Consider the following 26,158-nt stretch of genomic DNA (forward strand, 5'->3'; position numbering starts at 1 on the left):
ACAAAAATGAAAACAATACAACATTATAAAAGCATACTAATTATTGCAATGGTTTTTATGCTAGGAGGTTGCACCAACTTTGAGGATCTTGCCGATGATCCGAATCGTGCGACGAGCGTTCCACCTTCTATGTTATTGACAGAGGTTTTAAGAGTCATGAATAATGTAGATGATGAAGGTCCGTGGTCAGAAGCACAAAGAGACAACCAATTTTGGGCGATATCATTTGATTATTATGGAGATCAGGATTACAATTGGGGTGCGGCATCATTGCGTTACACCACGTTGTCTAATGTTCAGGCCATGGAAAAAGAAGCAGGAAAATTAGACTCAAAAAACAAATATGGAGCGCTGGCAAAATTCTTCAATGCTTACTTTTTAGATTATATGTCTAAAAGAATGGGGGATATTCCAATGTCTGAAGCTTTACAGGCTAAAAACAACAACCCGATTACAAAACCAAAATACGATACACAAAAAGAGGTATACACAGAGGTTCTAAGGCTTTTAGATGCTGCAAACGATCAAATCACAGTAGCAAAAGCAGAAATTGGAACAGCAGCTGTTCAGGGAGATTTTTTATTTAAAGGAGATTTAGACAAATGGCAAAAAACAATCAATGCTTTTCATTTGAGAGTACTAATCAGTTTAAGTAAAAAAACAGGAGAACTGGATGTTGCCAATCAGTTTAATAAAATGATAAGCAATCCTTCTAAATATCCTCTAATGGAAGGAATTAAAGATAATATGACTCGCTATTTCTCTGACGAAACAGGTAATAACTATAAGTTTAATCCCGGTAATTACGGTTTTAACCGAAACAGGAATATTATGGGAGGTACCTATTTGAATATCCTGAAAGAAAATAACGATCCAAGAATTTACAAAGTGGCCGATCCTGCTTCTTTTTACTTTAATGCGAATGATCCTCTGAATCTTAATGCGTACGTAGCTGCTAATACCGGAGACGAGCAGGGTTCTATGCAGGTTGCCTCAGATCAGGGAAAATTATCTTATCCGAATGAAAAGAGATATTACAGTAATTATATTGGCGAAGCCTACATTTTAATCGGTTACGCAGAACAGCAATTTGTAATTGCAGAAGCGATCAACAGAGGATGGGTAAACGGTGATGCGGCAGTTTATTACAATCAGGGAATTAAAGCTTCAATGGACTTTTATGGTGTTTCTGCTACCGAGATCACAACCTTTTTAAATCAGGTTAATGTAGCTTACAAAGGGAATAATGCTACAGGTTTGGAGCAGATTTTAACTCAGAAGTATGTGGCCTTTTTCCAAAATTCAGAAAGAGAATCGTATTTCAATTACAGAAGAACAGGCATTCCGAAATTTGATGTTGGACCGTCTAACAAGAATGGTGGCAGAATCCCAATGCGTTGGAAGTATCCGCAAAGCGAATTCGAAACCAATTCTTTAAATGTTAATGCGGCTTTAAAGAATCAGTACGGCGGAACAGATGATATCAATGCCGTTATGTGGCTTATTAAATAGAGTAGGGCATAAAAAATCTCGCAAAGTCGCAAAGGCGCCAAGGTTAGTTTTCACGTAGATTTGCTTCGCCTGTTTGCTATCGCTCGGGTAGGAGATTTATTGAGATTGTTTTTATCGGAATTATAGAAAAAAATATCTGCAAAATCTGCGAGCATAAAAAACTTTGCGGCTCCGCGACTTTGCGAGAAATACTTCAAGAGTAAGAGTGAGCAATTTTTTTTAGAATTTACTCCATTAGTTTAAAAATACAAACAGTATTAAAAGTTTCAAAATAAATAAAATGAAAAAATCAATTATAATTTCAAGTGTTGCTTTTCTAAGCTTTTTTAGTGGTAACGCGCAACAAAAAGAAATCAAGAATAATCCAAAAGTAGTATTGATCACTTTAGACGGTTTCCGTTGGCAGGAATTGTTTACCGGAGCAGATCAGAAATTAGTGTCCGAAAAGAAATATGTAGAAGACACCACCCATTTAAAACAAAAATTCTGGAGAGCTACACCGGAAGAGCGAAGAACAGCATTAATGCCATTTTTCTGGAACGAAGTAACCAAAATGGGGCAATTGCACGGAAATAGAAATTTGGGGAGTAATGTAAACTTGACTAATACAATGTGGTTTTCTTATCCGGGTTACAATGAAATACTAACCGGTGCTGCAGATGATGTAAGAATCAAAAGCAACGATAAGTTCAATAATCCCAATACAACAGTTTTAGAAAAAATAAACAAACTGTCTAAGTACAAAGGCAAAGTTGCAGCTTTCGGAAGCTGGGATGTATTTCCTTTTATTGTAAACGAAGAACGTTCGGGAATTCCTGTCAATGCAGGTTTTGAGGAGGCTAAAGGGAAGAATCTTTCTCCAAGGGAGACTTTTTTAAATGAATTGCAAGCAAAAGTACCTTCTCCGTGGGATTCTGTTCGATTTGATGCCTTTACATCCAATTATGCTTTAGAATACATGAAGAAAGAGCACCCGGAATTGGTTTACATTTCTTACGGAGAAACGGATGATTTTGCACACGATGGAAATTATCAGGCCTATTTAAATTCGGCTCACACCACAGACGGATTGATAAAGGACCTTTGGAATTTTACTCAGAATGATCCTTTCTATAAAAACAATACCATTTTTATCATTTCAACCGATCACGGTCGTGGCTCAGAGCCATTAGATACCTGGAGAAGTCATGGTTCGAAGATAAATGGAGCAGACCAGGTTTGGTTGGTTGTTTTTGGGAATGGAGTTTCCGTTTTAGGAGAAGCAAGATCAAAGGAGCAATTGTACAGTAATCAAATCGCGCCCACTGTTTTGCAGCTTTTAGACAGCAAAATAAAAGATACTGAAATGAAAGGAACCGCTTTACCGATTCTGAAAAAAGAATAGAAATGAATAAGAAAAAGTCAGATATTCCTTTTGTATTGACGGCTTCATTGGCTGCTTTCGGAGCATACTTTTGCATGTATGCTTTTAGAAAACCATTCAGCGTTGCCACTTTTGAAGGACTGGAAGTATTTCATATTGATTATAAAATTCTACTGATTATCGCCCAGGTTTTGGGGTATGTACTTTCAAAATTTATTGGTATAAAAGTCATTTCAGAGCTAAAAGCTAAAAACAGAGTGTTTTATCTGTTGGGGTTAATAGGCATTGCAGAGACTGCTTTAGTTCTTTTTGCGATCGTTCCAAAACCGTACAACATTTTATGTATGTTTATCAATGGGATTCCGTTAGGGATGATTTGGGGAATTGTTTTTTCGTATTTGGAAGGAAGAAAATTCACTGAAATATTGGGAGTAGCTTTAAGCACCAGTTTTATTGTTTCAAGCGGAGTAGTGAAGTCAACTGGTTTCTTTGTAATGGAATCCTGGGGTTTTTCTCAATTCTGGATGCCAGCGATAACGGGTTTATTGTTTATACCGCCCTTATTGTTTTTTGCCTGGTTGCTGGAAAGAATTCCAAAGCCAACCGCCGAAGATATTGCCTTACGATCCGAACGGATTCCTATGACTAAAAGCGATCGTAGAAAAGTAGTTTTAAAGTTTTTATTTCCCATTACGCTTTGGATTTTGTTTTATACCTACCTAACTGCTTTTAGAGATTTTAGAGACAATTTTGCAAGGGAATTATGGGATAGTATTGGATATAAAGGAGATACAGCTGTTTATGCCAGTTCAGAAGTAATTGTGGCTGTGATTGTGCTAATGGTTTTGGGCACTGCTTTTTATTTCAGAGACAATATGAAGGCCTTGTTTTTCTATCATGTATTATTGATAATAGGTTCGCTTTCAATAGGTTTTTCTACTATTTTATTCCATTCGGGAAATATAGGTCCCTACTACTGGATGGTAGTTTCAGGCTTTGGATTGTACATTTGTTACGTACCTTTTAACAGTCTTTTCTTCGATAGGTTTATTGCAGCTTTTAGAATAAAAGGAAATGCGGGATTTTTAATTTATCTGGCCGATGCCTTTGGTTATCTGGGAAGTGTTTCGGTATTGTTGTATAAAAATTTTGGACAATCAACTTTGTCGTGGCTGAGCTTTTTTATAGACGGAGCTTATATAGTGGCTGCTATGGGGGTGTTAGTAAGTGTTGGATCTATGCTGTACCTTATTAAAAAAAAGAACAAGAAGAAAAAGGAAAATGTTGAATATAACCCATTAGATGTATTGCAAAACAGTGCTGATGAGTTAAAAAATAATTTAGTTTAAAATGAAAACAAACTATGATTTAATTGTTGTGGGAGGGGGAGTTTTAGGAACTTTTCATGCTTTTCACGCTTTAAAAAAAGGATTAAAAGTAGCACTTATCGAAAAAGATAAAATGCCTAAAAGCGCCACCATTCAGAATTTCGGACAAGTGGTCCCATCCGGAATGGATTCAAAATGGCAAACTTACGGAAGAGAAAGTTTGTTGATTTACAAAGAAATTCAAAGTCAGTTTGATATCTCAATCAGACAAAATGGCTCTGTATATTTGGCTTCCAACGACGAAGAAGTACAGCTTATAGAAGAGTTGGCACAAATTAATAAAACCAATGATTATCAATCCAATTTGTTGACCAAACAGGAATGTTTGAGCAAGTATCAGGGTTTACGCTCTGATTATGTAAAAGCAGGTTTGTTTTTTCCCGATGAAGTGACGGTAGAACCAAGAACAATGATTTACAGACTTCAGGAGTATATGCAACAATTTTTAGGTCTGGAATTAATGACCAATACCGCGATTGTGAACTGTGAAAACAGCAATGACGGCGTAACATTACAAAGTGCCGCTAACGAAATTTTTAGAGCCAAAAAAGTGATTATTTGTAATGGTAGCGAGTTTAAAACGCTGTATCCGGAATTGTTTTTTAACAGTGATATTGAAGTGTCAAAATTGCAAATGTTGCAAACCAAACCGCAAGCCAATTATAAACTGGACGGTTCTATTTTGACAGGACTATCGATCAGACGTTATGAAGCTTTTTATGAATGTCCTTCGTTTAAAGAAATTAAGTCTAAAGAAAATGCTGATTCTTTAGAGAAAAAATGGGGCGTTCATATTTTGTTCAAACAGGCAATGGATGGCTCTGTGATTTTGGGAGATTCCCATCAATACGCTCCTGCTGCAAACAGTGACGATTTGGGTTTTAATCTGGATATGGATATCGATAATTTTATGATACAGGAAGCAAAGAAAATTATCGATTTGCCGACTTACGAGATTCAAAACAGATGGTTCGGAACCTATTCGCAATGCAAAACAAAAGATGTTTTTGAACATACAGTCGGAGAAAACATTCACATCATTACAGGAATCGGAGGAAAAGGAATGACGGGTAGTGCCGGCTTTTCAAAAGAAAATATTACTAAAATTTTTAATGTATAATAATGAAACAAAGAATAGAACTGGTGGTCTTTGATATGGCCGGAACAACTGTTGACGAAGGGAATGTAGTATACAAGACAGTGCAAAAAGTAATAAATGAAGAAGGGATTATGGTGTCTTTGGAGGATGTTTTAAAACACGGTGCCGGCAAAGAAAAGCATCAGGCCATCACAGATGTTTTAACAGCTTGTACAAGTGTAACAAATATCGGAAATGTAGCAGACAAGGCCTTCGCAAATTTTAAAATTGCCTTAGAAAAAGCCTATAACGAATTGGAAGTAAAGACTTTTGAAGGTACAGAGAATCTCTTTAAAGACTTACAGGCCAATCAAATAAAAGTGGTTTTAAATACGGGCTATGATACTGTCACAGCCCATAAATTACTCGATAAATTGGGATGGAAGGTAGGAGTAACGATTGACGCCTTAGTGACAGCCAATGACGTTAAAAACGGACGCCCTGATGGTGATATGATTCTAAAAGCGATGGAGCTTATGGCAGTAAAAGATCCGCAAAATGTTTTAAAAGTGGGTGATTCAGCCATAGATATTGAGGAAGGAAAAAGTGCCAATTGCGGCATGACCGCCGGAGTTTTGACAGGAGCGCAGACTCGTGAGCAAATTCAGAAAGCGAATCCAACTTATATTCTGGAAAATCTGAATGAGTTGAGAGCCATACTCTTATAAGTTATTAAATATATGTATTCTTTAAGAGATAGAAACAAATTTTTGAAAAAGGAAAAAGACGTTTCACTTTTTTAAAATTTCATTTGTCTGCCTGAGCGGAGTCGAAGACCTGATATTTTGATTACGTTCAAGGGCTCGTAATATTTTGTGTTTGTTTTTTTTAAACTCTTCCTTTATTTCAGGTAAAGGAGGAGTTTTTGCTTTTAAGGAGTTGGCATAAGTATTAGGATGGTACGACTTTAGGCTTTTCTTCTACATTTATAAAGTGCTTCTAATTTCATATAAAAATACGTAAGAAAAAACATATTTTTACTTTGTTGCGATAAAAGATCGAGCAGATTATACAATGTGTAACTTTTTTTTAATTCGTTATATATCATAAATCTACTTTCTATCTATTGCGAATTTTCTTAATTATCATTTGACTTATGGACACAGTAGAAAAAACAAAACATATAGGACAAAAAATAAGCCGCATACGCAAACTAAAAGACATAAAGAAGAAAGCACTGGCTCAGGCTTTAGGAACGAACCTAGAAGTAATATCAGCTATAGAAAAAGAGAAGACCATAGAGGAAAGTAAACTTGTCGAGATAGCAAAAGCGCTTGGTGTAAGTGTTGAAGCTATAAAATATGTTACAAAGAAAAAAGCAATTAAGCATGACATCACTTTTGACGAAGCGGTTGAAATCGCTTTAATAATGGTTGCGGTGCTAGGAATATTTGTATTTGCAGTTTTAATCCTTTAAACTGGTTGATTCAGATCTTGATGAACAATATGTGTGCGGCTTTTTAACCGCAAGGTGCGCAAGGATTTTTATTCGTATTGTACGCAAGGTTCGCAAAGCTATACGCAAAACTGTTTTTTAATCTTTGCGAACCTTGCATAAAACCTTTGCGCACCTTGCGGTTAAAAACCCAGCGCGCTTATTTAATCTCGTTGTGTATTAAAAAAGAAGTACAAGACCAGCATTTTAGCAGTTGACGCACTTCTGTTGACTGGCACATGAGGAATTCTACCATCAAAAAAGATCGAATCTCCCTCTTTAATCAGTACTTCATCATCACCAATGATATAAACACATTCTCCCGAAAGCATGTATTTGTATTCGTAAGCATCAGTTTCTACTTTTTCTCTTTGTGAGTTTGGTTTTACCTCTAATAAAACAGCCTCAAAGCCAATAGAAGAAAGCTGCTTACCAAAAATATATTGGTAGGCAAAACCTTTTGCATCATCTTCTTTTTCAATAATCGAATTTTCTTCAGCACGGGATACAATATAATTTTGTCCCGAGGGCTTAGGCATTCCTTCAAAAAAGGCTGAAACTTCAATCTCTAAAGCATTTATGATATTTAATAAAACAGGAAGGGAAGGAATGGTTCTTCCGTTTTCAATACGTGATATTAATCCATTACTAACTTCAGCCGCATTGGCAACTGTACTAATTGTTTTTTTATTGTTCTTGCGAATGTCTTTTATTCGTTTACCAATCCCAATTAAATAATCATCCATTCTTTTCGTATTTGTTACGAATATGCAACTTTAACTTGAATTAAAAAAATAGTTCTTTACATCGACGGATGTGATTTTCATTTTTTTGTTCTAAAGAAACGATTCGGTTATCTTAGTTTTTATTTCACAGAGATTCACAAAGAAAACACGAAGAGACACAGACCTTAATATAATATCTTAGTGAGTCATGCTGACAAAGAATGCTTTAGCCTATTACTTTGATTATTCGGCTAAAGCCTTAAGAGCGTTCCAAATTTAACCCTCCAGCTAAAGCAGGAGGCTATTGATGAACCTGAGTATTCATAAATACAAAGGAAGATTCTCTCTGTAGTAAATTATTTAAATAGCCTTTATTAATTGCCTCCAGCTTGAGCTGGAGGTAAAGAATTGATTAATTACAAAAAGGCTTTAGCCGAACTTTTGCTGGTCCGGCTAAAGCCTTTTAGGTACTTTTAAATTTTGTATTTAGTATTTATTTTAGCTGTTTTACTTTTTTTATAGAAAAGTAGCAAATCAGTACAAATGCAATCCATAAAATATAAACTGTAACCAAAGAGTAGCCATAATTAACCAATGGACTTTTGTCACTATACGAAGCCGTTGTAATGACCATTGCTTTAAATGGTTTTCCGTTAAAGTACAACCAAAGCATAGCTGCTAAATGAATAATAAGGGTACTGAACAGATAGGTAAACAAAGGAATTTGACCTAAAGTAAAAAAGAAATTAGCAACTCTGTTTTTCCAATTTTCGGCATACGCTAAAAACAAAAAAATCGGACCTAGTGTAATCGCCAGAAAATCCAGTGAAGCGGGGTACTTCGTAAGATTAAAAAATGATAATACGCTGATGAGAGCAGAATCTCCGGTTTTCCATGGGATCGATTCTCCGTACCCGTTTAAGCCACGCAATAAGACAAATACTCCTATGAGGATAAAACCACTGTACAACAGCACTTTTTTTCGAAGTGTAGGAGAACTTCCGGATCTGCAGAAGAATCCCCAAAAATAACCCAGTAATAAAACACCTAGCCAGGGAAGCAAGGTATAATTGACGATGTACAAACGCCCATCATGAGGTATAAATTTTTGTTGATGAATCAAATACCAGAAGATAGCTGTTGGCGAATCTCCTTTCATTTGTATACTATCTAATAGATGATGGCCGATTATAATAACTAAACTAATTAATAAGATTAGATTTCTGCTCAAGTATTGCAAACCCGCCATAAAATAGAAGCACAAACCTAATGAACCAATTATAAAAACACCAATCGTACGATAAAATGGATCAAACGTATACAAGAAATTGTTTATAAAAATTTCAATAAGGATCAGCATACTACCTAATCGGAATAAACGCCATATATTTTGTGTTTTTGTTCTTTTGCCCATCCAGTGAAATAATTCAATACCGGCTATAAAAAAAACGGTGGGCGCAAAATAATGGGATATAAATCGTGTAAAGAACAGAAAGAAGGTAGTATGACCCAGATCTGCCGGATTGGTGTTCCAATAATGAAAAAACAATCGGGTATGATCCAGAATAGCAAAGGTCATAACTATCCCCAATAGCATTCTATGGGCTTGGAAAGTACGCTGATCGATATTTTCCATCTACTTAAAATTTATAGGTAAAGTTGATCATAAAATTGGCTGGTTTTTGCGGACGTGCGTAGTAGCCGTCACTTACCCAGTATTGTTCATCTAGTATGTTATTGGCTTTAATACCAATTCTATACTTCGGGCGGTTATAAAACAGGGTCGCATCAAGTAGATTATAAGAGTCTAGCGTGAAGGCGTTTGTATTGTCAATAAAAGAATCTGAAACATAAGAATTTCCTATACCCAATCCTAATCCCTGTGCTTTACCGCTAACAATAGTATAACTTGCCCAAAGATTAACTACATTTTTGGGAGTACCTGCTGCTCTTTTTCCCAATACATTTGCTGCCGATTTAGTAAATTCGTTATCATTATAACCATAACTAGCTACATAATTGAAACCTGAAAAAGGTCTTCCTATAATTTCTATTTCAAGTCCTTTACTTTTCTGTGTTCCGTCCTGAACAACAAAGGTTTGTGTACCTCTCATTTCATTCCTTAAAGTGTTAGTGACATCAATTTGGTAGTAACTCACAGTTGCATTGATTTTGTCGGATAAATCTAGCTTAACACCACCTTCTAACTGTGCTGCTTTCTGAGGTTTAAAAACGGAAACTTCTCCATCGGGTTGAAGTCTGCTGCCTACGTTTTTAAAACCATTCATGTAATTACCAAAAAGAGATACCTTGTCTTCTACAATCTGATACACCAGACCAAATTTCGGCGAGAGTGCTGTTTGATTGTAGTTTCCTGTAGTGGCACGAGATTTTGTATTTGTCGTTCCATCACCAATATAACGATCTACACGTAAACTGGCCATCACTAGAAGCTGATCTGTAACATTAAAAACATCAGAAGCATAAACACTATAGGTAGATTCTTTTGTCTGATTCTGACCTGTATTTCTCTTAGAGAGAACTGCTTCAACATCTTCCATTCGGATGATTGGAGTTAAGCTAAGATTATCGAGGTTTGCAGGTTCAAATACTTTACCACCATATCCAAGTCCGTCATAGCGGGTGCTTCTGGAGCTGGATAAATAATCAAAACCTACTACAAGTCTGTTTCTAAAGTTTCCGATTTTAAAATCTCCGGTAAAGTTTTGCTGGAAATTTTTTCGAACGGTCTTTTCATCTGTAAATGTTCTCAATATACGATCTACACTCGATTTATTTTGCCAGATGAAATCAAAGATATAAAGGTCATCATAATTACCAGAACCGTAAGCATATCGGGATTGCGAAGTCCATTGGTCAGAAATTTTGTATTCGGCATCAAGTAAGACATTGGTAGAACCTTGTTTGCTTACGAGAGAGTTATCGTTAAGTGAGATACGGTAATCCAGATTAAGATCTTTAAAACTGTTTAGACCCAATGTTGGAGAAACCATCCATCCGGCAGGAGTAACGCCTTGCACACTTTGAAAATCAGCATTCAACGTAAATTTTAAACGATCTGATACCTGATACGTAATACTTGGTGCAATAAGCAATGTAGCAGTATTACCCTGATCCTGAAAGGTGCTTTCGGTCTGGCGGGCTATGTTTAGTCTTACCAATAAACCTTCAGCATCTTTAATCGGGGTATTTATGTCTAATGTCATACGGCTTAAATCCCAACTACCCATGGTGTACCCAATTTCACCTCCAAAATGATCATACGGTCTTTTGGTTACATAATTCACAATTCCTCCAAAAGAGGTCATTTGCGCTCCGAAAAGAGTAGAACTTGGACCTTTGTAGGTTTCTACACGTTCTACAGCAGCAAGATCAACACCTGTGCGGAGGTAAGTCGCCATTCCGTTACGGAAATTTTCACTGGTTTGAAAACCTCTTGAGAAAAAAGAAGGCATACCAGCTCCGGTTTTTGCAGGTGCCGCTCCAGGAACATTTCTGAAAGATTCTTCGACTGTTAAAGCCATCTGCTCTTTGATAAGTTCCTTGTCTACTACGCTATAAACTTGTGGGTTTTCAAGGTTTTTAAGCGGAAGTCTTGACACATATTCACTTTTCTTCTTTTTGGAGATAGTATATTTACTTCCAACAATAAATACTTCATTGAGAGATTCTGCATCGGCGGTAAGCGTAAAATCAAGTATAATTTCTTCTCCTGTATTAAGGGTTACCGTTTTGGTCTGTGGAGCTAATCCCATGATATTTGCCGTAATGGTATTCGATTTTGAGGTAAGCTTATCAAACATATACCAACCGTCCTTATCAATTTTTACGCTGTATTTTCCATTTAAGTTAACAGTGCCATAAAGCACTTTTTTTCCGTCTTCCGTCATAACCTTACCTTTAATGGTTCCGGTTTGACTTTGCTGTGCATGCATATTTAAGGAGGATAACAGGAACGCAGCAGTAATAAATAGTATGGGGATGTATCTGTTTAATGATGTTAAATAATTCACGAAATTTATTTTTTATTAATTAGTGTAAAAAGGTGTGACCGGATTTTTTACAATACCGATATAAGGCAAGTCCTGAAAAGGATTAGCTCGGTTTCTCAATTGCCTGTTATTATTCAATTGCAATTTGTTTAAAGCATCCGGACTGAATTCATTAACAAACAAATCAAATTTCTTGAATGATTCACTGAATTCAGGATGAGCAGCTTGATAATCTAAGATGCATTCTGCCACAAGTTTCCAAAACTCTTCTTCAGGAAAATCGGCATGTTCTACAAGTATGGCAGAGATGAATCGGAAGATAGAATCGAACACCTGTGTAAACAAAGGCAATGTTTTACGCTCATCCGGAACGGTAGTGGTAAGCCTTAGAGCTACTTCAGGAATCTCTAAGCTGGTATTGATTAATGAAACTTCTTCACCAATATCTTTCATAATGGCATTTACTACTTTATGATCTTCCAGAATTAGGATTAAGTTTTCTCCATGAGGCATGAAGACCATGTCCCATTTATAAAAACAATGTAATAACGGACTTAAATAACAGCTAAAGTATTGTCTTAACCAATTAGCAGTTGTTAAACCGGATGCCTGTATCAACTCCGGAAGGTATGCTTTACCATCATTATCAATATGAAGCAATGCCGCCATAGTGATTAAACGTTGGTTGCCTGAGATTTTATCAGCCGGGCTTTCTCTCCATAAACAAGCAAACATTTTTTTGTAAGGAGTATCACCCGGGATTGCTGTTTCATAATATTGATGCGCAAAACTCAAGCTGGCAATTTCTCTAAGAATGATAAAGCCTTTTGATTGTAAGTAATCATCCTCTTTCACAAGGTTGTAAATCCACTCATTGATTGGCGGGTTAGACAACATAAATTTAGGAGACAAGCCACGAACATACCCCATGTTTAACACCGAAATGGCTGTCTTAACATAGAATTTTTCCGGATTTGTGATGTTATAGAAAGTTCGTATAGATTGTTGCGGCTGGTATTTATCTTCATTATACCCCATACAAACCAATCGGTGAGTGGCGATATCTGCTGAAAATATATTGGCCAATTTGTTAAACCATTGCCACGGATGTACCGGCATATAAAAGTAATCTTGAGGATTTAGTCCTTTTTCCAACAATTGATTGTTAAAGTTCTTCAAGGTTTCTTCACCCAATTCCTGTAACATTACTTTATCATAATCTAAAGGCTTTTCTGCCGTAAATACAGCAGTTGAGCGATGTCCGGCAAGCCATACCAAAGAAAAAGGTGCAGCAGCTTCGGGAGCATATTCGCGGTGATCACTTGATGTAAAACCTATTCTTCCGTTATTAGCAATGAAACGAGGATGCCCCGTCATAGTAGATTCTGTTTGCTGGTAACCAACTTCTAAAAGTTCTTTTGAGTTTGGTTTGCCATAATAATTCAGATAAGCACTTCCGGCCAAGGTGCTGCATACTTCTTCTAAGTAGACAGGTAAAGATTCCTCAGGAATACCCAGTTCGGTTTTAAATTCAATGATAAAACTAAGTGCATCTAATGCAGCTGTTTCACCTTCAGTTATTTTTTCAATGGAATCTGTATCAATATACCAGTGGTTTAAAGCCAGTATTTTAGCATTAAATTGATAAATATTTTTTTGATCCGCACTGCTTAGTTGATAGATTCCCCAACCGTCTTTGTTTTCAATCAACTTAGGAATTACAAGGCGTTCATGTGAGAATTCGGCAAGTATTTTTCTAAGATGCAAACGGGTTACTTTGTCCCAAACTGACTTTTCTAAATGTTTGGATGCTTGTGTAGGGGAGATCAGCGTATCTATATTCATGGTTTTTACGTATTATAGTTTTTAAAGAAGGACTAGATTAATTTGGTCTGATAGATGGAAAGCGGATTTTTTAAGGTGCCGGCAAATTTTTGATTCTTGAACGGATTGGTAGCATCAAGCATCTTCGTGCTGTTTTGCATTTGCAATCTGTTAGAGCAGGTTTTGATAATTTCTGAATCAAATAAATCGTACTTTCTGAATTTATCTTCCAACTCAGGATATTCTGATTGATATTCTGTGATGCATTCCGCTACCAGACTCCAGAAATCTTCCTCAGGCAGATTAACGTGTTCTACCAATACGTGATTTAAGAATCGGAAGAAAGAGTCAAATATTTGTGTGAAAATAGATAAGAGTTTAAGATCTTCAGGAACGTTGATGATGATTCGTTTTACCGCTTCCGGTAACTCTTTTTCCTGATTTACAATAGCAACTTCTTCACCAATATCTTTCATAATGGCTCTTACAGGAACATTATCGCGGAATACTAAAATTAGATTTTCACCATGTGGCATAAAGCGCATATCATGGTAATAAAAACAGTGTAAAAGCGGACTAAGATAAGCTTGCAAATAACTTTGAAGCCATCCTTTTGCATCCAAAGGAGAGGATTTAATTAATTCTGCCAGTAGTGAATTTCCTTCTGTGTCAATATGAAGCAAAGCCGCCATAGTCATCAGGCGCTCTCCGTTTGCTATTTTGTCCATTGGGCTCTCTCTCCAAAGCGTAGATAACATTTTTTTATACGGAGAATCTATTTTTATAGCTTCTTCAATGTACGTATTAGTGTAGCCTACAGTAGCAATCTCTTTTAATGTAGTGAACCCTTTTTTCTGTAGATAAGCATCATTTTCGACAAGATCGGCTACCCATGCACTAATTGGTGGGTTTGTTCGCATATAATAAGGAGATAGTCCTCTCATAAAGCCCATATTCAGAATGGAAAGCGCAGATTTAACATAAAATCTTTTGTTATCACTTACGTTAAAAAAGGTACGTACCGATTGTTGTGGCATGTATAAATCTTTACTATCACCTAAACAAACTAGTTTTGAAGTGGCAATATCGGGAGCAAATAAGTAAACCAATTTATTGTGCCATTGCCAGGGATGTATAGGGAAATAAATATAATCTTGCGGATCGAGTTCTTTTTCTGTAAGCAACAAGTCAAATGATGTTTTTAGGTCACTATCTAATTCCTGTTCCATCACCTGATGGTAACTAAGGGGAGGGATACTGGTAAATTCAGTGTGTTTTTTATGACCTGCGACCCAAACCAATGAAAGTGGTTTTGCAGCTTCAGGACTATAATTTTGATAATCGACTGCATCAAAGCCAATTCTGGCACTGTTGGCTATAAAACAAGGGTGTCCGGCTGTCATGGCATGTTCAACATCAGCATAACTTGCTGTTGTCAAATCTTTGGCTGTAAGCTGGCTATTGGTTTGCATATAAGCACTACCATATAAACAACTGATTACTTCTTCGAGATAGGTAGGCAGACTTGTATCGGTAAAACCTAATTCTTCAGTAAATTCAAGTAGAAAAGCTATGGCATCAAGAGGTTGTACCAGTCCGTTTGTTGTTTTTGTAATTGAGTCTGTAGTAATATGCCAATGGTCTAAAGCAAGCAATTGCGCTTGAAATGCATAGACCGTTTGCCCATCGGCGGTGGAAAGGCTATAGATTCCTCCTGCAGCTTGAGTACTTTTCAATTGTGGAGTAAGTAGTAATTCATGCGAGAATTCACATAACATTTTTCTAAGGTGTAGCCTGTTGACTTTTTCCCATATTTCAGGTTGAAGGTGTGCTGCGACAAGCTCAGGATTTAATTGACCATTTTCGTGTCTTTGTATTTTAGATTTTTCTTGCATTGTAGTGTGGTTTAATGAATATAATTGACTCTTCTGTGGTGATCTTTTGAGATCAGAAAAGGGATTTTTAAGCGATTTAACAGTTGATATCTAAGGACAACATTTAAATGGTGACCGCCACTGTTGCTGGTTGGGAGCGATTGGTTTTATCTCCCATACGGATACAATTGGTAGATTTTTGAGTTAATTGAGCTAGTTTTTTTATTTCTGAGATAAGCAGATTTCTGTTGTTTTTATGAAAATTACTACATACATTTGCTTTATTCTTATTTATTCTAATTATAAATAATAAATTTGCACAGCAAAGCTATTTATAATAATTTTAAATAGCAAAATATATTTGCATATTTTTCGTACTTAATTCACCTAATTATTGTTTTAATCCTTACAAACTTGATGGAAAAAAGTGAAATTGGCTCCTTGTCTGAAGTGGCAACCCAAATAATTCGTGCCAGGAAAAGCATTTACGCAGATTCTTATACAGGAGGTAGTCTTCCCGAAGCCGTATTGAATGAGATATTAACCAACGCAACATGGGCACCTACCCATAAAATGACTGAACCCTGGAGGTTTATTGTTCTTACCGGAAGTCAACTTGAAAAATACGGAGACTATATGGTAGAGTATTACAAGTATCTCTATGAAGAAATCGCCGATGCAGATAAAAGAGCCGCAAAGTATAATTATCTCAAAAATTATCCACTCAATGCAGCTTGTTTGATTGGTGTGATTCTTTCTAAAAGTACCAAGGTCACTATTCCGGAATGGGAAGAAATAGCTGCTGTTTCCTGTGCCGTGCAAAACATGGCTATTAGCGCCACTTCATTTGAATTGGGTTCCTATTGGGATTCAAGTGGGTCTGCTGTAGAATATGTAAAAAGCTTTGGCTTGGAAGCTAATGAGCAATCCTTAGGGATTTTTTATATCGGCTACCCGGAAGCTTCGGCACTTTCTGTAACAAAAAGAAGAACAGCAATAGACAGCAAGGTTTCCAGGTTTATTTAGTAAATCGGTTTTAAAGTATCTTAAAAACTTGGAATTATATTGTATAAGTATAAAAATAAAGGAATTAGGTCTATTTATTTCAAGAAAAACTTGTATTTCATAACTTCCTGTGCAAAAAAGATTCTTGCCTTTAAAAAAAGATAGGATGATCTCGTTTTGGCACTTCAAATGCCATAGACAGTTTCAACCAACAAAAAAAATTAATATTTCTCTTTTAAACCCATAATTGTGTTAGTAAAAATACGTTCAATAGCTTCTTTATTCAGGATTGCATTGCAAGGAACTGAAAAGAACTTTACTTCAGGAAGTGTCAATAGAGCTACCTTTCTATTATCAGTACCTACTATGTTAGAGCTTAGTATGGAATCTCTATTTGTTTTAGTAGATCTTCTTTTCGTAAGCAGCCTTGGCGAAAATGCCATTACTGTGGTTGGAATTACCAATTCTGTAGTGATTCTTATTCAATCTGTGGCGATGGGGTTGAGTATTGCAGCAACTGCAATGATTTCAAGAAGAGTAGGAGAAAAGAAGCCCCGAAGAGCAGGACAGACAGCGATGCAGGTTATCTATCTTGGGATTTTTCTTTCGGTTATTTGTAGTTTTTTAGCCGTAATTTTCAATCAGGAGATTATGCGTTTTGCCGGCGGATCGGAACATTTGGTTAACTATGGAAATGCTTTTTCTAAAACCATGTTTGCAGGATTAATCTTTATGATTATGCGTATCTTGATTAACGGGGTTTTCAGAGGATCAGGTGATGCTTCTATGGCTATGAGAACGCTTGCATTTTCAAACATTTTGAATGGTTTATTGTGTGCCGTATTGATTTTCGGATTAGGACCATTTCCTAAACTGGGTTTACTTGGAGCTGCGGTGGCTATGGTAATTGCTAATGCCTTTAGTGTAGCTTATCAATTGTGGTATCTTTTTAGAAACAATACCACAATCAGTATAGGAAAACGACAACTTATTATGGTTCCTGCGTTGATGAAGCGTATTCTAAAACTCGCAACTGCCGGGATGATTCAGAATCTGGTACCTTCTTCAAGCCGTTTTTTAATGATTGTTATTGTAGCAAAACTCGGCGAAAATGTACTGGCAGGTTATATCATTGCCAATCGCATCATTATGTTTAGTGTTTTACCGGCTTATGGTATTGCTAATGCCGCGGGAGTGTTAACAGGTCAAAACCTTGGAGCAAAACAACCGGAAAGGGCAGAAGCCTCAGTATGGAAAACGGGAACCTTTAACATGTGTTTCCTCGGACTGATTGCTATTTTCTTATTGTTTTATGCCAAAGTACTGGCAGGTTTTTTTACGCATGATGCAGAAATTCTTTCTTACGCGAGTACCTATCTGCAATACATGGCTATTGCTTACTTTTTCTTTGGTTATACGATGGTAATTTCCCGTGCTTTAAATGCAGCGGGTAGCGTTAATACGGTAACTCTGCTTTATATTCTTATGTTTTATATGATTCAGCTTCCATTATCTTATTTGCTGGGCACTTATTACGAATGGGGGCCAAAAGGAATATTTATTGCTATTTTGATCTCAGAGATTGTGTTGGCGACCAGCAGTGTCCTTGTTTTTAGAACCGGGAAATGGAAAACGGTAGAACTGTAGTTTTCTTTAAATTAAAAACGATACGTTTAACCGGTTTTGCTGGAGAGGATAAATTCTGAAAAAGCATTAGCATCCCCATTAAAAACATCATAATCATTTAACTGATTGTATAATTTATAACCGCTTGTTTTTTGCCATAAAGTCCAGCCTTTTGATTCCCAAATTGTTGGCAATGTCAAGGTTTCACTATAATCGGCTATCCATAAATAGAAATTGGCAAATTCAGGATTCGTCAGGTACTTATTTGCGGTATTGTTAGTGGTGTATAAAATGGGTTTCCTACCCGTTTTTTGCTGCAATAACGTTAAGAATTGTAGTAAGTTAGGCTGAATATCTGCTGCGTTAATTCCCGGATCAATACTTACTCCTTCAAAATCCACAATAGGAGGTAAGTCAGTATCTGAAATTAAACCTGTTACTTCCAGATAATTAGCGGCTTGCTCTACAGGATCGTCATTGCAATGATAAAAATGATAAGCCCCACGCACATAACCTTTTGATCGAATGGCACTCCAATTGCTTTTAAAATTGGGGTCAGCATACGTTATTCCTTCTGTTGCTTTACAGATGACAAAGCTGAGTTCGTTGGTTTGTTTATTGAGAAAACGGATTTCATTACCTTGATATCTCGAAATATCAATACCGTATACGGTGAAGTTACTGTTTATGGTTTCTGTTGTACTCATGATAAAAGGCTCTTCCTTGAAGTTGTTGATGCTTTTTACAAAATAATTACTATTGAGTATGAATTAATAAAGAAGATTCATAAGCGTTAGAACTTAATTTATAATTAGTAAAAAGGTGCTTAAATTGCTTATAAATAGTAAAGTTTAAAAAGCAGAATAGGGAGAGCAAAATGGTATTCTAGAGGGTTGTTTTAGGTTTTATTTAAGCAAAAGAAACCTTAAAAACGAAGCTAGGTTCAAAAGGACAAAAAAACTCTTAGCCATAAGCTATAGGCCCAGTACTGTCATTCCGAATGAGGAATTACACCCATTTTGTTGTCACTCCGACGAAGGAGGAGTCACACCAGTAACTCGACAAAGATTAGCAACATACTGCACGGATTCTCGAGTGTGATTTCTCGTACCTCGAAATGACAAGATTACCGCTTAAAATTTTGCATTTCTGCGTGATAATGGGACTTCACCAGAATTAAAAATAAAAAATCCTTTAGCCATTCTACAGACTAAAGGATTTTATCAAATATTTTGTGGACGTTTAGTTAATGGTTACAGGACTGTAGATGTCTAAATTATCTTCTCCTGTCGTATAACGTATTCTATTGTAAGAACCGGCAGGTACATTGGCGGGAATCTTTAAGACTACTTTGTAAGAAGTAAGGCTTACAATTTCTAATGGATAGGTTACAGCGGAATTAGCAGTATTATAAAGCGTTGCAGCAGTTATGGTATTTAAAAGTCCTCCTCTGATTTCTAAAGTTTCCCCGGTTTTTTTTGTGGCGGGAAAACCATATCTTTCGGTTTTAAAGTATTCGGGTTCGGCAATTTCAACTTTAAATCTGTTCTCAACACTAGCGTTTTGCAGAATATAAGCTCCATTTTTTATTCTTAACTCATAAAATCCTAAAGGCATATTCTCAGGTAGAAAATAATATACTCCGTAATTGAGATAGGGTGCAGTACCTGTTCCTTTGCCAACATATACGGTTTCTGCAACATATTCTGTCTGGTTAGTAGCAGAAACAAAATAAACTTTAGTGTCTTTTAAGCTCAGCCATAAATTGTCTATGTTATCCTGAAAGCCATTATTAGTGCGTTGTTGCAAATCTCCTTTGTATAAAACTTCTCCGCTGCTTATAGTCCATGGTCGGGGTTGTTTTTGTCTTAGATCTATTTTAAGCGTATACTGTTTTTTTGTTCCTGCTTTAGAGGTCACCGTAAAGACAGCACCGTCTTTGAAAGGGATTTCTGCACCCGATGCGGGAGCAATTACAGCTTCCTGACCAAGGATAATTTCAGGTTTAATCGTTTCCGGAAGTACCATATGATTGCTCCAGGTAATTACGATACTACTTTCTGTTATAGCAGCACTTACAGGGTTGTTTTCTGCATCTTTTATGATAAAAGACTCAATTTGGTTATATCCCGGAACCTTTATGACATCGCCGGGGATGTTGTTTACCTTATCAACATATTCGGTGTCACAAGAGAGAAATAATAGTACTGAAAAAAGTGCCGCAGTCCTACGCAGAAGGAAATCGACAGTGTTTCTTTTACTCATGATGGTATTGTATATTTAATTTGTAAATTATTTTAGTAATTTTACAGCGTATTGTTAAGACTGTATTTATTTTTTTAAATGCCTGTACTTACAATGCTTGCGGTAACGTAATGGAACCGTTTTTTAGCCATGGGTGAATAATTTAGATAAAGAACGCAATGGATCGCAGGTCAGCTTTTATTGCGGTTTTCATTACCTATTCTAGGAGCCCATGTTTTTTACATTGTTATTAATTATTTTACTTGTGTCCAGTTATAATTTACTACACTATTTGAAGATCCCGGAGTAATTCCAGTTACTTTAACCAAATAAGCTTCTGTTGCTGTAGATGGGCTTGTAACAGATTGTGAATTAGTTCCTGAATTTGTTTTCCAGATTACAATTGCTCTTGAAGGTGTCATAACATGAGTGATGATATTATAAGAGTAATACCCTAATCCATAGTTAAATCCTGAAATAGTTCCGTTGTATCCTAATACATTGTATGGATCAGCCGGAGAAGTACCCACATTTGTCGAAACATTTTTAACCGAAATATTAGCGTTCCAGGTATCCCAGTTAGCACAAGTTTGGTTTAAAGCTACTGTACCTACGTACCATTTACCTGTGTTACCTACAGGGCGTATAGAACCACCATAGATACCTTCCCATTGCACATTCACTCCACCGATTGTAGCGGCAACAGGAGTCCAGTTAGTATAAGTTGAGGAAGGCGCTGCAGTTCTGTTAACGGTAACACTTGCGTTAGTAACCGTGCAAAGGGCAGCAATTTTAGACGTTTTACTAGTAGTTTGTTTCTTTGTATTTGCTTGCGATTGTATTTCGGCAGTTTGTTCGTCAGAGCTACAAGATGTAAGTGAAATAGCAGCCAATGCTATAAGTGAAAAGATTATTTTTTTCATAATATTTAAATTTAAATAGGGTTATTTGGCTCTTTTTAGCACCACTTGCAGTAAGGACAGGCATTTTTTGTTTTAAAAAGTTTTAATTGGTTATCCTGAACGGAAGTTTCATTGTTTTTGACATTTGATAACTTTCCATCATAAACCAGTAATCGGTATCGGGCTGAAGTGTTGGCAAATTGTTGATGTTATCGATGAAAACGTAATTCGCATAATAACTTCCAATATCCAGTCCGTCATTATATTGTTTCATTTGCCATTTTTTGTTTCCTTGGGCATCCACTACAAATAGTTTTGTTACCTGATACGACGGGAGGAAATTTTCTCCATTGATAAGTACTGAAGCATTAGTGTTGATTGTAAAATCAGGCGAACCATCAGACACTTCTTCTATGATAAGTTTAGGTTGTTGGACAATAATTTTGACCGTATATACTGCAGTTGAACCATCTGCTGCTTTTGTAGTATAGGTGGTAGGAGCTTTACTAAAAACAGGAATTAACTCAGTGGCAGCCGGTGAAATAGTTGTTTTTTCCGGGAGTGTTATTGCTGCTTCCAAATATTGATATTCATAATAGGCCGGGAGGTATACTGTAATGGTTTTTTCAAGATTATTTACTGCACTATGTATGGCTTGGGCTTCGCCAGGATTGGTAACACGAAAAGACACAATTCGTCTGGCGTCAAGATCGGTAATAATCTCGGTTTTAGTTTCTCCTTTAACATCGGTCCAACGCTCTTCTTCACTGTTGCAGGCAGTTAGTAGTACGAGCAAGGCAAAAGACTTTAAAAATAAAATTTTCTTAAATGGGGTAATTTTGGTTTTCATAGTGTTTTTATTGCTTATTTAATTTCAAATTTGGTGCTTCCCGCTGGTACTAAGACATAGTCAAACGTATAGTACATATGAGGAGTATCTTTAAACCAGTCAGCCGGATTGTAGACATCTTTATACACCGAGATCATTTTAACTTTAGCATAATTACCATTTGCAGTTTTAAGGATCACGGTTCTTGCAGGGATGACAGTTCCTTTAGTCGTCGTAAGCGATTCTCCAAGTGCATAAGCTACATGCGCCTTTTTCGGATCATTTTTACCTAAAACATCACCACCAAAATCATACAGATACCAACCAATCCCGTTGCCAAATGCACCCGAATCATCTGTACCAATAAGGTCGACACCGGTCTTAAACTGACTGTCTGCTGGTATATCAACGACTTGATCAAAGTGTTTTGCTACTATAGTAATTCCGCCGGAACCACCTGCCTGAAACCCGTTGTTTTTGGTATCACTGCCATTATTTCCGGATAAAAAACTGGCATAAAGACCACCAAAGGCCAAATCCCATTTTCGTGTTTTTACAAAAGACCCGTCTACAGCTTTGTTTTCTTCAAGGCTGTAATATAAAGTTGCCGAAGGAGCGGTAGGATTTGAATCTGAAGTACTTCCCTGATAGTTTTTTACACGTGTTACTTTATAAAATAGGGCATTATTGGTTGGTGTTCCCGGATTTCCACCGGTTTCTTTTCCCGGCGTTTCTGTTTTGGCTTCATCAGAAGAGCAAGCAGCAAACAAAGAAGTGATCAGGAAAAGTGTTAATATGCTTTTTGTGAATTTCTTTACTGGAATTTCAATTTTTTTCATGACTTATTATTTTGTGTTTAAATTTTTGCTACCGTCATTTTGCACATAGTACTTGAAGGTAAAATAGGGGGCAGGCCAGTTAAGATCAGTCACGGCAGGAGGATTACCTTTATAGGCGTTTATAAGCTGCAATTTTGCATATTTGCCGTCCGGCAGTCTGATGGCGTAGGTACGATTTGGTATCGCCTGCATGATGTGAGTGCTGAGGCTGTAGTAGAACCAGCCAAGTGAACTTGCTGAGGATGCCCATCCTATTTTAGTAATGTCGCTGTTGTTAAAATCAGCATCGGCAGGTGCTTTATCTACATTTTGGTAGGCTTCGTTGATCAAGACAACTGCTGTATTTTTTGCCGGTCCGTCAAAACCGGGATTGTAAGTGTATTTGGCATTATTGATATAGACTTCGCTATTGTACGGTCCTGTAAAAGCGATATCCCAGTCATTTGTTTTCATAAATTTTAAAGAATCTGCTTTAGTGTGTAACCAGATTTGCTTTTGGTCGCTGAAGCGAAAAAGAAACGCATGAAAGCCTCTGTTTTCTTTCCCTTTGGTACCATCACCCATTGCAGCTCCGGTATCTCCGGCAAGGTCTGTAATTATGATGCTTTTGCCATCTTCAAGTGAAGAAGCGGCGTTTTCTTCATTGCTGCTGCAGGAGGTGAGACTCAGGATGGAGACCATTAGAAGTGCGAAAGAACACTTTTTTATAGTTTGAGTTGTTATCATTATAATTGTATTTAAGGTTGTTGGATTAATTTATTGTTCTTTAAAGAAACGGTAGGTTATACCAGCCAAAATGATTCGCCCCGGTTGTCCCGGCATCAAGGGATCTGTATAATCAAAAATATTATCGGCGGTGAGTCTGATTCGTAAATGGTCTTTTAGCAATTGTTTTTCGAGACTGGCATTGGTGAGCCAGTAGTCTTTCACAAAAATGTCATACTTGTCTATAAACTGGTTTCCGTTGCGATCTCCAAAAGGATATTTACCTCTAAAATTTACTCTGATATTGGCATTAAGTTTCCATGGAGCATGGTTGTAAAATAGTGTTGCATTGGCCATATGACGAGAACGGTTTTCTATTCCCCAATAGTCTGACGGTCTTGGTTTATAGGAATTTCCGGTTGCCGGATCATGTATATTTTGACTGTAAGGCCATTTTCCTGCGCTGATACTGTCCTTTACGCTGAGATCTTTAGCAATTAAGTATTGATACCCTGCGCTTATTTCCATGTTTTTTATTGGAGTAGCCTTAAAAGAAAGTTCAAATCCTTTATTGACCGCTTCAGGTAAGTTTTGATAGGTATAAATAATACGGTTATTACTTCCGGTTGCAACCTGTATGCTATTGATTTGATTGGTAATTTTATGATAGAATACATTTCCTTCTGCCTTGAAGCCTTTTGAAAGCTCCATAGTCAGTCCGGTATTGTACGAGGTACTTTTTTCTGCCTGTAGATTTCCTGCTGCCTGATTTAGGATGTATTGTCTGATTTCGCTTACTTGTCCATCCTGCTGCAATTGCTTTAATGTTGGGACCAGAACAGCGTTACCAATAACAAGATAGTTGCCTGTTGAGTTATAAAAAACCAGATAGTTGGTCTTGAAATCCGGAGCTTTAAACCCGGTACCAATCCCCGCTTTAAAAGTTATTTTGGGTGTGATATAGTACTGTAGACCAAAACTTGGATTGATCCTGCCTCCAAAATTATTGGTATGATCGTATCGCAAACCACCAACAGCTTTTATCTTTGCAAAAGGCGTCCATTCTCCCTGAACATACGAAAAGAATGTGTTTAATGCATTTACATTTGTTAAGGCATCATCGTTCATGTTTTCAAGGCTGCCACCAATTCCACCTACAATTTGATAGGCGTTCGTAGTGCTATATGAAAATTGTTGTTCAAAGCGATGTAAGGTCTGTTTGAAGACATCCTGACTTGCAGTAGTATTACTCTGCTGCCAGGCAACACTCATATCAGCAGTGTAATAGGTAAGGTAATATCGAGTATTACTTTTAAGACTTGGATTAAAGCGATGATCAAGAGAAAGTGAAAGATTGACATCCTGTTCGTCCTGATAATCTCCGGATACATGACCCAAACCAAAATCTTTCTGCATATAAGAACGACGTAGTCCATAACGACCGCTTAAGTTTAGAAAGCTGTTTTTATTCAATTCATAACGTGATCTTCCCTGTAAACTGTAATTCTCGTAGGGCGGAGAAGTGGTGCCTTTGATGTATTTGGAGTTGGTATTAAAGCCATCGGTTCTATAATAATTAGCCGCCATATTTGCGGTAGCTTTGTTTTTCAGGAAGGGAGTTTCTCCTTCCAAAGTAGCATCAATAATATTCAGACTGCCATAGCTGATACCTGCTTGCAACTGAGGATCGACAACACCATTTCTGGTAATGATGTTTATGGTGCCGCCTAGTGCTTCACTTCCGTACAGACTGGAGGAGGCCCCTTTTATGATTTCGATGCGCTCAATATTAGAAACACTGATTCGCGAAAGATCAAAATTACCGTTGTTACGACCGACCATAGGCTGTCCGTCAATGAGTACAATAATGTACTCGCTTCCAAAGCCTTGCATTTGCACCCCCACTGATCGCGCACCCCCGCCAATATTGTTGACAATAGCTATTCCGGTCTGTTCTTTTAAGATTTCGTCCAGTCTTCGACTTCCCATAAGTTCAATGGTTCTGCGGTCGATAACCGTTACCGGCATCGCGCTGTATTTTGCATTGATTAAACTTTCCGGATTGCTTTTTGTTTTTGAACTAACTACATTGACTTCTTTTAAATCAATTGCTGTCTCCATTTTGATGTGTAATGGCTTAAGATGCTGGCCATTTACTGTAATTTGTTGAAAATAGTCCTTAAAACCGATAGTAGCAATCTTGATAGTATAAACACCATTGGCTAGTTCTGAAAACGAAAAAGATCCATTAGCGTCTGATGTAGTAGACTTACCGGTTGGTAGTAGTTCAATAAGAGCTTCTGAAACAGGATTGCCGTTATGCTGAATTAAACCGCTTATAGCTGTTCTATTTTGCGCCTGTGTCAGACTTACACGCAATAGTACAAAAGCGGTTAGAGTTGCTTTTTTTATGAAATTTGGAAGTGTATTGTTTTTCATTTCAATTTGTATTGTAGGAGAATAACCCGCCTACTATCTTTATTTAGACTGTGTAAAAATAATAATTAAAATAGTATTGATAGTCTTTTTTTTACATGTTTAATAAAATACTGTCAAAATGTTAAATGTGTTACTTCATTAAAACAATGAATTGCAGTAGCTTTAACTATTTCTAATCAATTGTTTAGTGAAATGCAAAGAATGAATAGTGAAGCTTTGTTTTAAGAAAAAATTAACATAAATTAATTCTAAAGCGATGGAAAAAATTGTGAAGAAGTATACAGTTTTGGGATTATT

20 protein-coding genes are annotated in these 26,158 nt (G+C 36.8%); 8 read left to right on the plus strand and 12 right to left on the minus strand.

The annotated features are described in order from the left end of the window. Positions 1-6: 6 nt before the first annotated feature. The 6 genes from G3A47_RS13125 (at position 7) to G3A47_RS13150 (ending at position 6,818) form a co-directional block, all read left to right on the plus strand. A complete protein-coding gene (locus tag G3A47_RS13125; RefSeq protein ID WP_166923016.1) occupies positions 7-1,512 on the plus strand; it encodes a SusD/RagB family nutrient-binding outer membrane lipoprotein in 1,506 nt (501 codons plus the stop codon). A 280-nt stretch (positions 1,513-1,792) separates the two neighbouring features. Then, positions 1,793-2,896 (plus strand): sulfatase-like hydrolase/transferase, encoded by a 1,104-nt coding sequence (locus G3A47_RS13130; RefSeq protein ID WP_166923018.1) that lies wholly within the window; start codon positions 1,793-1,795, stop codon positions 2,894-2,896. A gap of 2 nt (positions 2,897-2,898) precedes the next feature. Next, positions 2,899-4,224: a DUF5690 family protein gene (locus tag G3A47_RS13135; RefSeq protein WP_243860453.1), complete on the plus strand. Its 1,326-nt coding sequence runs from the start codon at positions 2,899-2,901 to the stop codon at positions 4,222-4,224. A gap of 1 nt (position 4,225) precedes the next feature. Beyond that, positions 4,226-5,383 (plus strand): TIGR03364 family FAD-dependent oxidoreductase, encoded by a 1,158-nt coding sequence (locus G3A47_RS13140; protein ID WP_166923020.1) that lies wholly within the window; start codon positions 4,226-4,228, stop codon positions 5,381-5,383. Between the two features lie 2 nt (positions 5,384-5,385). Further along, the gene (locus G3A47_RS13145) at positions 5,386-6,069 is read left to right on the plus strand and encodes a phosphonatase-like hydrolase (RefSeq protein WP_166923022.1); all 684 of its coding nucleotides are present in this window, start codon (positions 5,386-5,388) and stop codon (positions 6,067-6,069) included. A gap of 428 nt (positions 6,070-6,497) precedes the next feature. Next, the gene (locus G3A47_RS13150; protein WP_166923024.1) at positions 6,498-6,818 is read left to right on the plus strand and encodes a helix-turn-helix domain-containing protein; all 321 of its coding nucleotides are present in this window, start codon (positions 6,498-6,500) and stop codon (positions 6,816-6,818) included. A gap of 182 nt (positions 6,819-7,000) precedes the next feature. On the opposite strand, the gene G3A47_RS13155 is transcribed toward G3A47_RS13150, so the two are convergent. The 5 genes from G3A47_RS13155 to G3A47_RS13175 all read right to left on the minus strand — a co-directional run bounded on the left by G3A47_RS13155 (position 7,001) and on the right by G3A47_RS13175 (position 15,293). Beyond that, positions 7,001-7,582 carry a helix-turn-helix domain-containing protein gene (locus tag G3A47_RS13155; protein WP_166923026.1) on the minus strand — a complete coding sequence of 194 codons (582 nt, stop codon included), beginning with the start codon at positions 7,580-7,582 and terminating at the stop codon, positions 7,001-7,003. A gap of 472 nt (positions 7,583-8,054) precedes the next feature. Further along, a complete protein-coding gene (locus tag G3A47_RS13160; protein WP_166923028.1) occupies positions 8,055-9,197 on the minus strand; it encodes a hypothetical protein in 1,143 nt (380 codons plus the stop codon). A 4-nt stretch (positions 9,198-9,201) separates the two neighbouring features. After that, on the minus strand, positions 9,202-11,595 hold the full coding sequence (locus tag G3A47_RS13165) for a TonB-dependent receptor (protein WP_166923030.1): 2,394 nt from the start codon (positions 11,593-11,595) through the stop codon (positions 9,202-9,204). 15 nt (positions 11,596-11,610) lie between these two features. After that, positions 11,611-13,419 (minus strand): IucA/IucC family protein, encoded by a 1,809-nt coding sequence (locus tag G3A47_RS13170; protein ID WP_166923032.1) that lies wholly within the window; start codon positions 13,417-13,419, stop codon positions 11,611-11,613. A gap of 32 nt (positions 13,420-13,451) precedes the next feature. Continuing rightward, entirely contained in the window at positions 13,452-15,293 is a 1,842-nt protein-coding gene (locus G3A47_RS13175) for an IucA/IucC family protein (protein WP_166923034.1), read from the minus strand. 396 nt (positions 15,294-15,689) lie between these two features. Between G3A47_RS13175 and G3A47_RS13180 the strand changes: the two genes are divergently transcribed. After that, positions 15,690-16,298, plus strand: a complete 609-nt coding sequence (locus tag G3A47_RS13180; protein ID WP_166923036.1) for a nitroreductase family protein — start codon at positions 15,690-15,692, stop codon at positions 16,296-16,298. A 228-nt stretch (positions 16,299-16,526) separates the two neighbouring features. Then, complete coding sequence (locus tag G3A47_RS13185; RefSeq protein WP_243860455.1) at positions 16,527-17,924, plus strand: MATE family efflux transporter; 1,398 nt, start codon at positions 16,527-16,529, stop codon at positions 17,922-17,924. A gap of 26 nt (positions 17,925-17,950) precedes the next feature. Here G3A47_RS13185 and G3A47_RS13190 read toward each other — a convergent pair whose 3' ends face one another. The 7 genes from G3A47_RS13190 to G3A47_RS13220 form a co-directional block, all read right to left on the minus strand. Then, the gene (locus G3A47_RS13190; RefSeq protein WP_166923038.1) at positions 17,951-18,610 is read right to left on the minus strand and encodes a glycoside hydrolase family 25 protein; all 660 of its coding nucleotides are present in this window, start codon (positions 18,608-18,610) and stop codon (positions 17,951-17,953) included. Positions 18,611-19,145: 535 nt separating this feature from the next. Continuing rightward, positions 19,146-20,168, minus strand: coding sequence for a hypothetical protein (locus G3A47_RS13195; protein ID WP_166923040.1), 1,023 nt, complete (start codon positions 20,166-20,168; stop codon positions 19,146-19,148). A gap of 233 nt (positions 20,169-20,401) precedes the next feature. Continuing rightward, the gene (locus G3A47_RS13200; RefSeq protein ID WP_166923042.1) at positions 20,402-21,070 is read right to left on the minus strand and encodes a hypothetical protein; all 669 of its coding nucleotides are present in this window, start codon (positions 21,068-21,070) and stop codon (positions 20,402-20,404) included. A gap of 82 nt (positions 21,071-21,152) precedes the next feature. After that, a complete protein-coding gene (locus G3A47_RS13205) occupies positions 21,153-21,899 on the minus strand; it encodes a hypothetical protein (protein WP_166923044.1) in 747 nt (248 codons plus the stop codon). 14 nt (positions 21,900-21,913) lie between these two features. Further along, entirely contained in the window at positions 21,914-22,717 is an 804-nt protein-coding gene (locus G3A47_RS13210; protein ID WP_166923046.1) for an HmuY family protein, read from the minus strand. Between the two features lie 6 nt (positions 22,718-22,723). Further along, positions 22,724-23,443 (minus strand): HmuY family protein, encoded by a 720-nt coding sequence (locus G3A47_RS13215; protein WP_166923048.1) that lies wholly within the window; start codon positions 23,441-23,443, stop codon positions 22,724-22,726. 30 nt (positions 23,444-23,473) lie between these two features. Beyond that, the gene (locus tag G3A47_RS13220) at positions 23,474-25,861 is read right to left on the minus strand and encodes a TonB-dependent receptor (protein WP_166923050.1); all 2,388 of its coding nucleotides are present in this window, start codon (positions 25,859-25,861) and stop codon (positions 23,474-23,476) included. Positions 25,862-26,158 lie beyond the last annotated feature (297 nt).

It is taken from the genome of Flavobacterium poyangense (assembly GCF_011751075.1).
Classification (GTDB): domain Bacteria; phylum Bacteroidota; class Bacteroidia; order Flavobacteriales; family Flavobacteriaceae; genus Flavobacterium; species Flavobacterium poyangense.

Excerpts from the sequence above, each read along its gene's own strand:
- G3A47_RS13125 (WP_166923016.1), top strand. The coding sequence starts at position 7 with ATGAAAACAATACAACATTATAAAAGCATACTAATTATTGCAATGGTT.
- G3A47_RS13170 (WP_166923032.1), bottom strand. The coding sequence starts at position 13,419 with ATGAATATAGATACGCTGATCTCCCCTACACAAGCATCCAAACATTTA.
- G3A47_RS13190 (WP_166923038.1), bottom strand. The coding sequence starts at position 18,610 with ATGAGTACAACAGAAACCATAAACAGTAACTTCACCGTATACGGTATT.
- G3A47_RS13150 (WP_166923024.1), top strand. The coding sequence starts at position 6,498 with ATGGACACAGTAGAAAAAACAAAACATATAGGACAAAAAATAAGCCGC.
- G3A47_RS13145 (WP_166923022.1), top strand. The coding sequence starts at position 5,386 with ATGAAACAAAGAATAGAACTGGTGGTCTTTGATATGGCCGGAACAACT.
- G3A47_RS13210 (WP_166923046.1), bottom strand. The coding sequence starts at position 22,717 with ATGAAAAAAATTGAAATTCCAGTAAAGAAATTCACAAAAAGCATATTA.
- G3A47_RS13155 (WP_166923026.1), bottom strand. The coding sequence starts at position 7,582 with ATGGATGATTATTTAATTGGGATTGGTAAACGAATAAAAGACATTCGC.
- G3A47_RS13200 (WP_166923042.1), bottom strand. The coding sequence starts at position 21,070 with ATGAAAAAAATAATCTTTTCACTTATAGCATTGGCTGCTATTTCACTT.
- G3A47_RS13175 (WP_166923034.1), bottom strand. The coding sequence starts at position 15,293 with ATGCAAGAAAAATCTAAAATACAAAGACACGAAAATGGTCAATTAAAT.
- G3A47_RS13130 (WP_166923018.1), top strand. The coding sequence starts at position 1,793 with ATGAAAAAATCAATTATAATTTCAAGTGTTGCTTTTCTAAGCTTTTTT.
- G3A47_RS13195 (WP_166923040.1), bottom strand. The coding sequence starts at position 20,168 with ATGAGTAAAAGAAACACTGTCGATTTCCTTCTGCGTAGGACTGCGGCA.
- G3A47_RS13160 (WP_166923028.1), bottom strand. The coding sequence starts at position 9,197 with ATGGAAAATATCGATCAGCGTACTTTCCAAGCCCATAGAATGCTATTG.
- G3A47_RS13220 (WP_166923050.1), bottom strand. The coding sequence starts at position 25,861 with ATGAAAAACAATACACTTCCAAATTTCATAAAAAAAGCAACTCTAACC.
- G3A47_RS13215 (WP_166923048.1), bottom strand. The coding sequence starts at position 23,443 with ATGATAACAACTCAAACTATAAAAAAGTGTTCTTTCGCACTTCTAATG.
- G3A47_RS13140 (WP_166923020.1), top strand. The coding sequence starts at position 4,226 with ATGAAAACAAACTATGATTTAATTGTTGTGGGAGGGGGAGTTTTAGGA.
- G3A47_RS13180 (WP_166923036.1), top strand. The coding sequence starts at position 15,690 with ATGGAAAAAAGTGAAATTGGCTCCTTGTCTGAAGTGGCAACCCAAATA.
- G3A47_RS13135 (WP_243860453.1), top strand. The coding sequence starts at position 2,899 with ATGAATAAGAAAAAGTCAGATATTCCTTTTGTATTGACGGCTTCATTG.
- G3A47_RS13205 (WP_166923044.1), bottom strand. The coding sequence starts at position 21,899 with ATGAAAACCAAAATTACCCCATTTAAGAAAATTTTATTTTTAAAGTCT.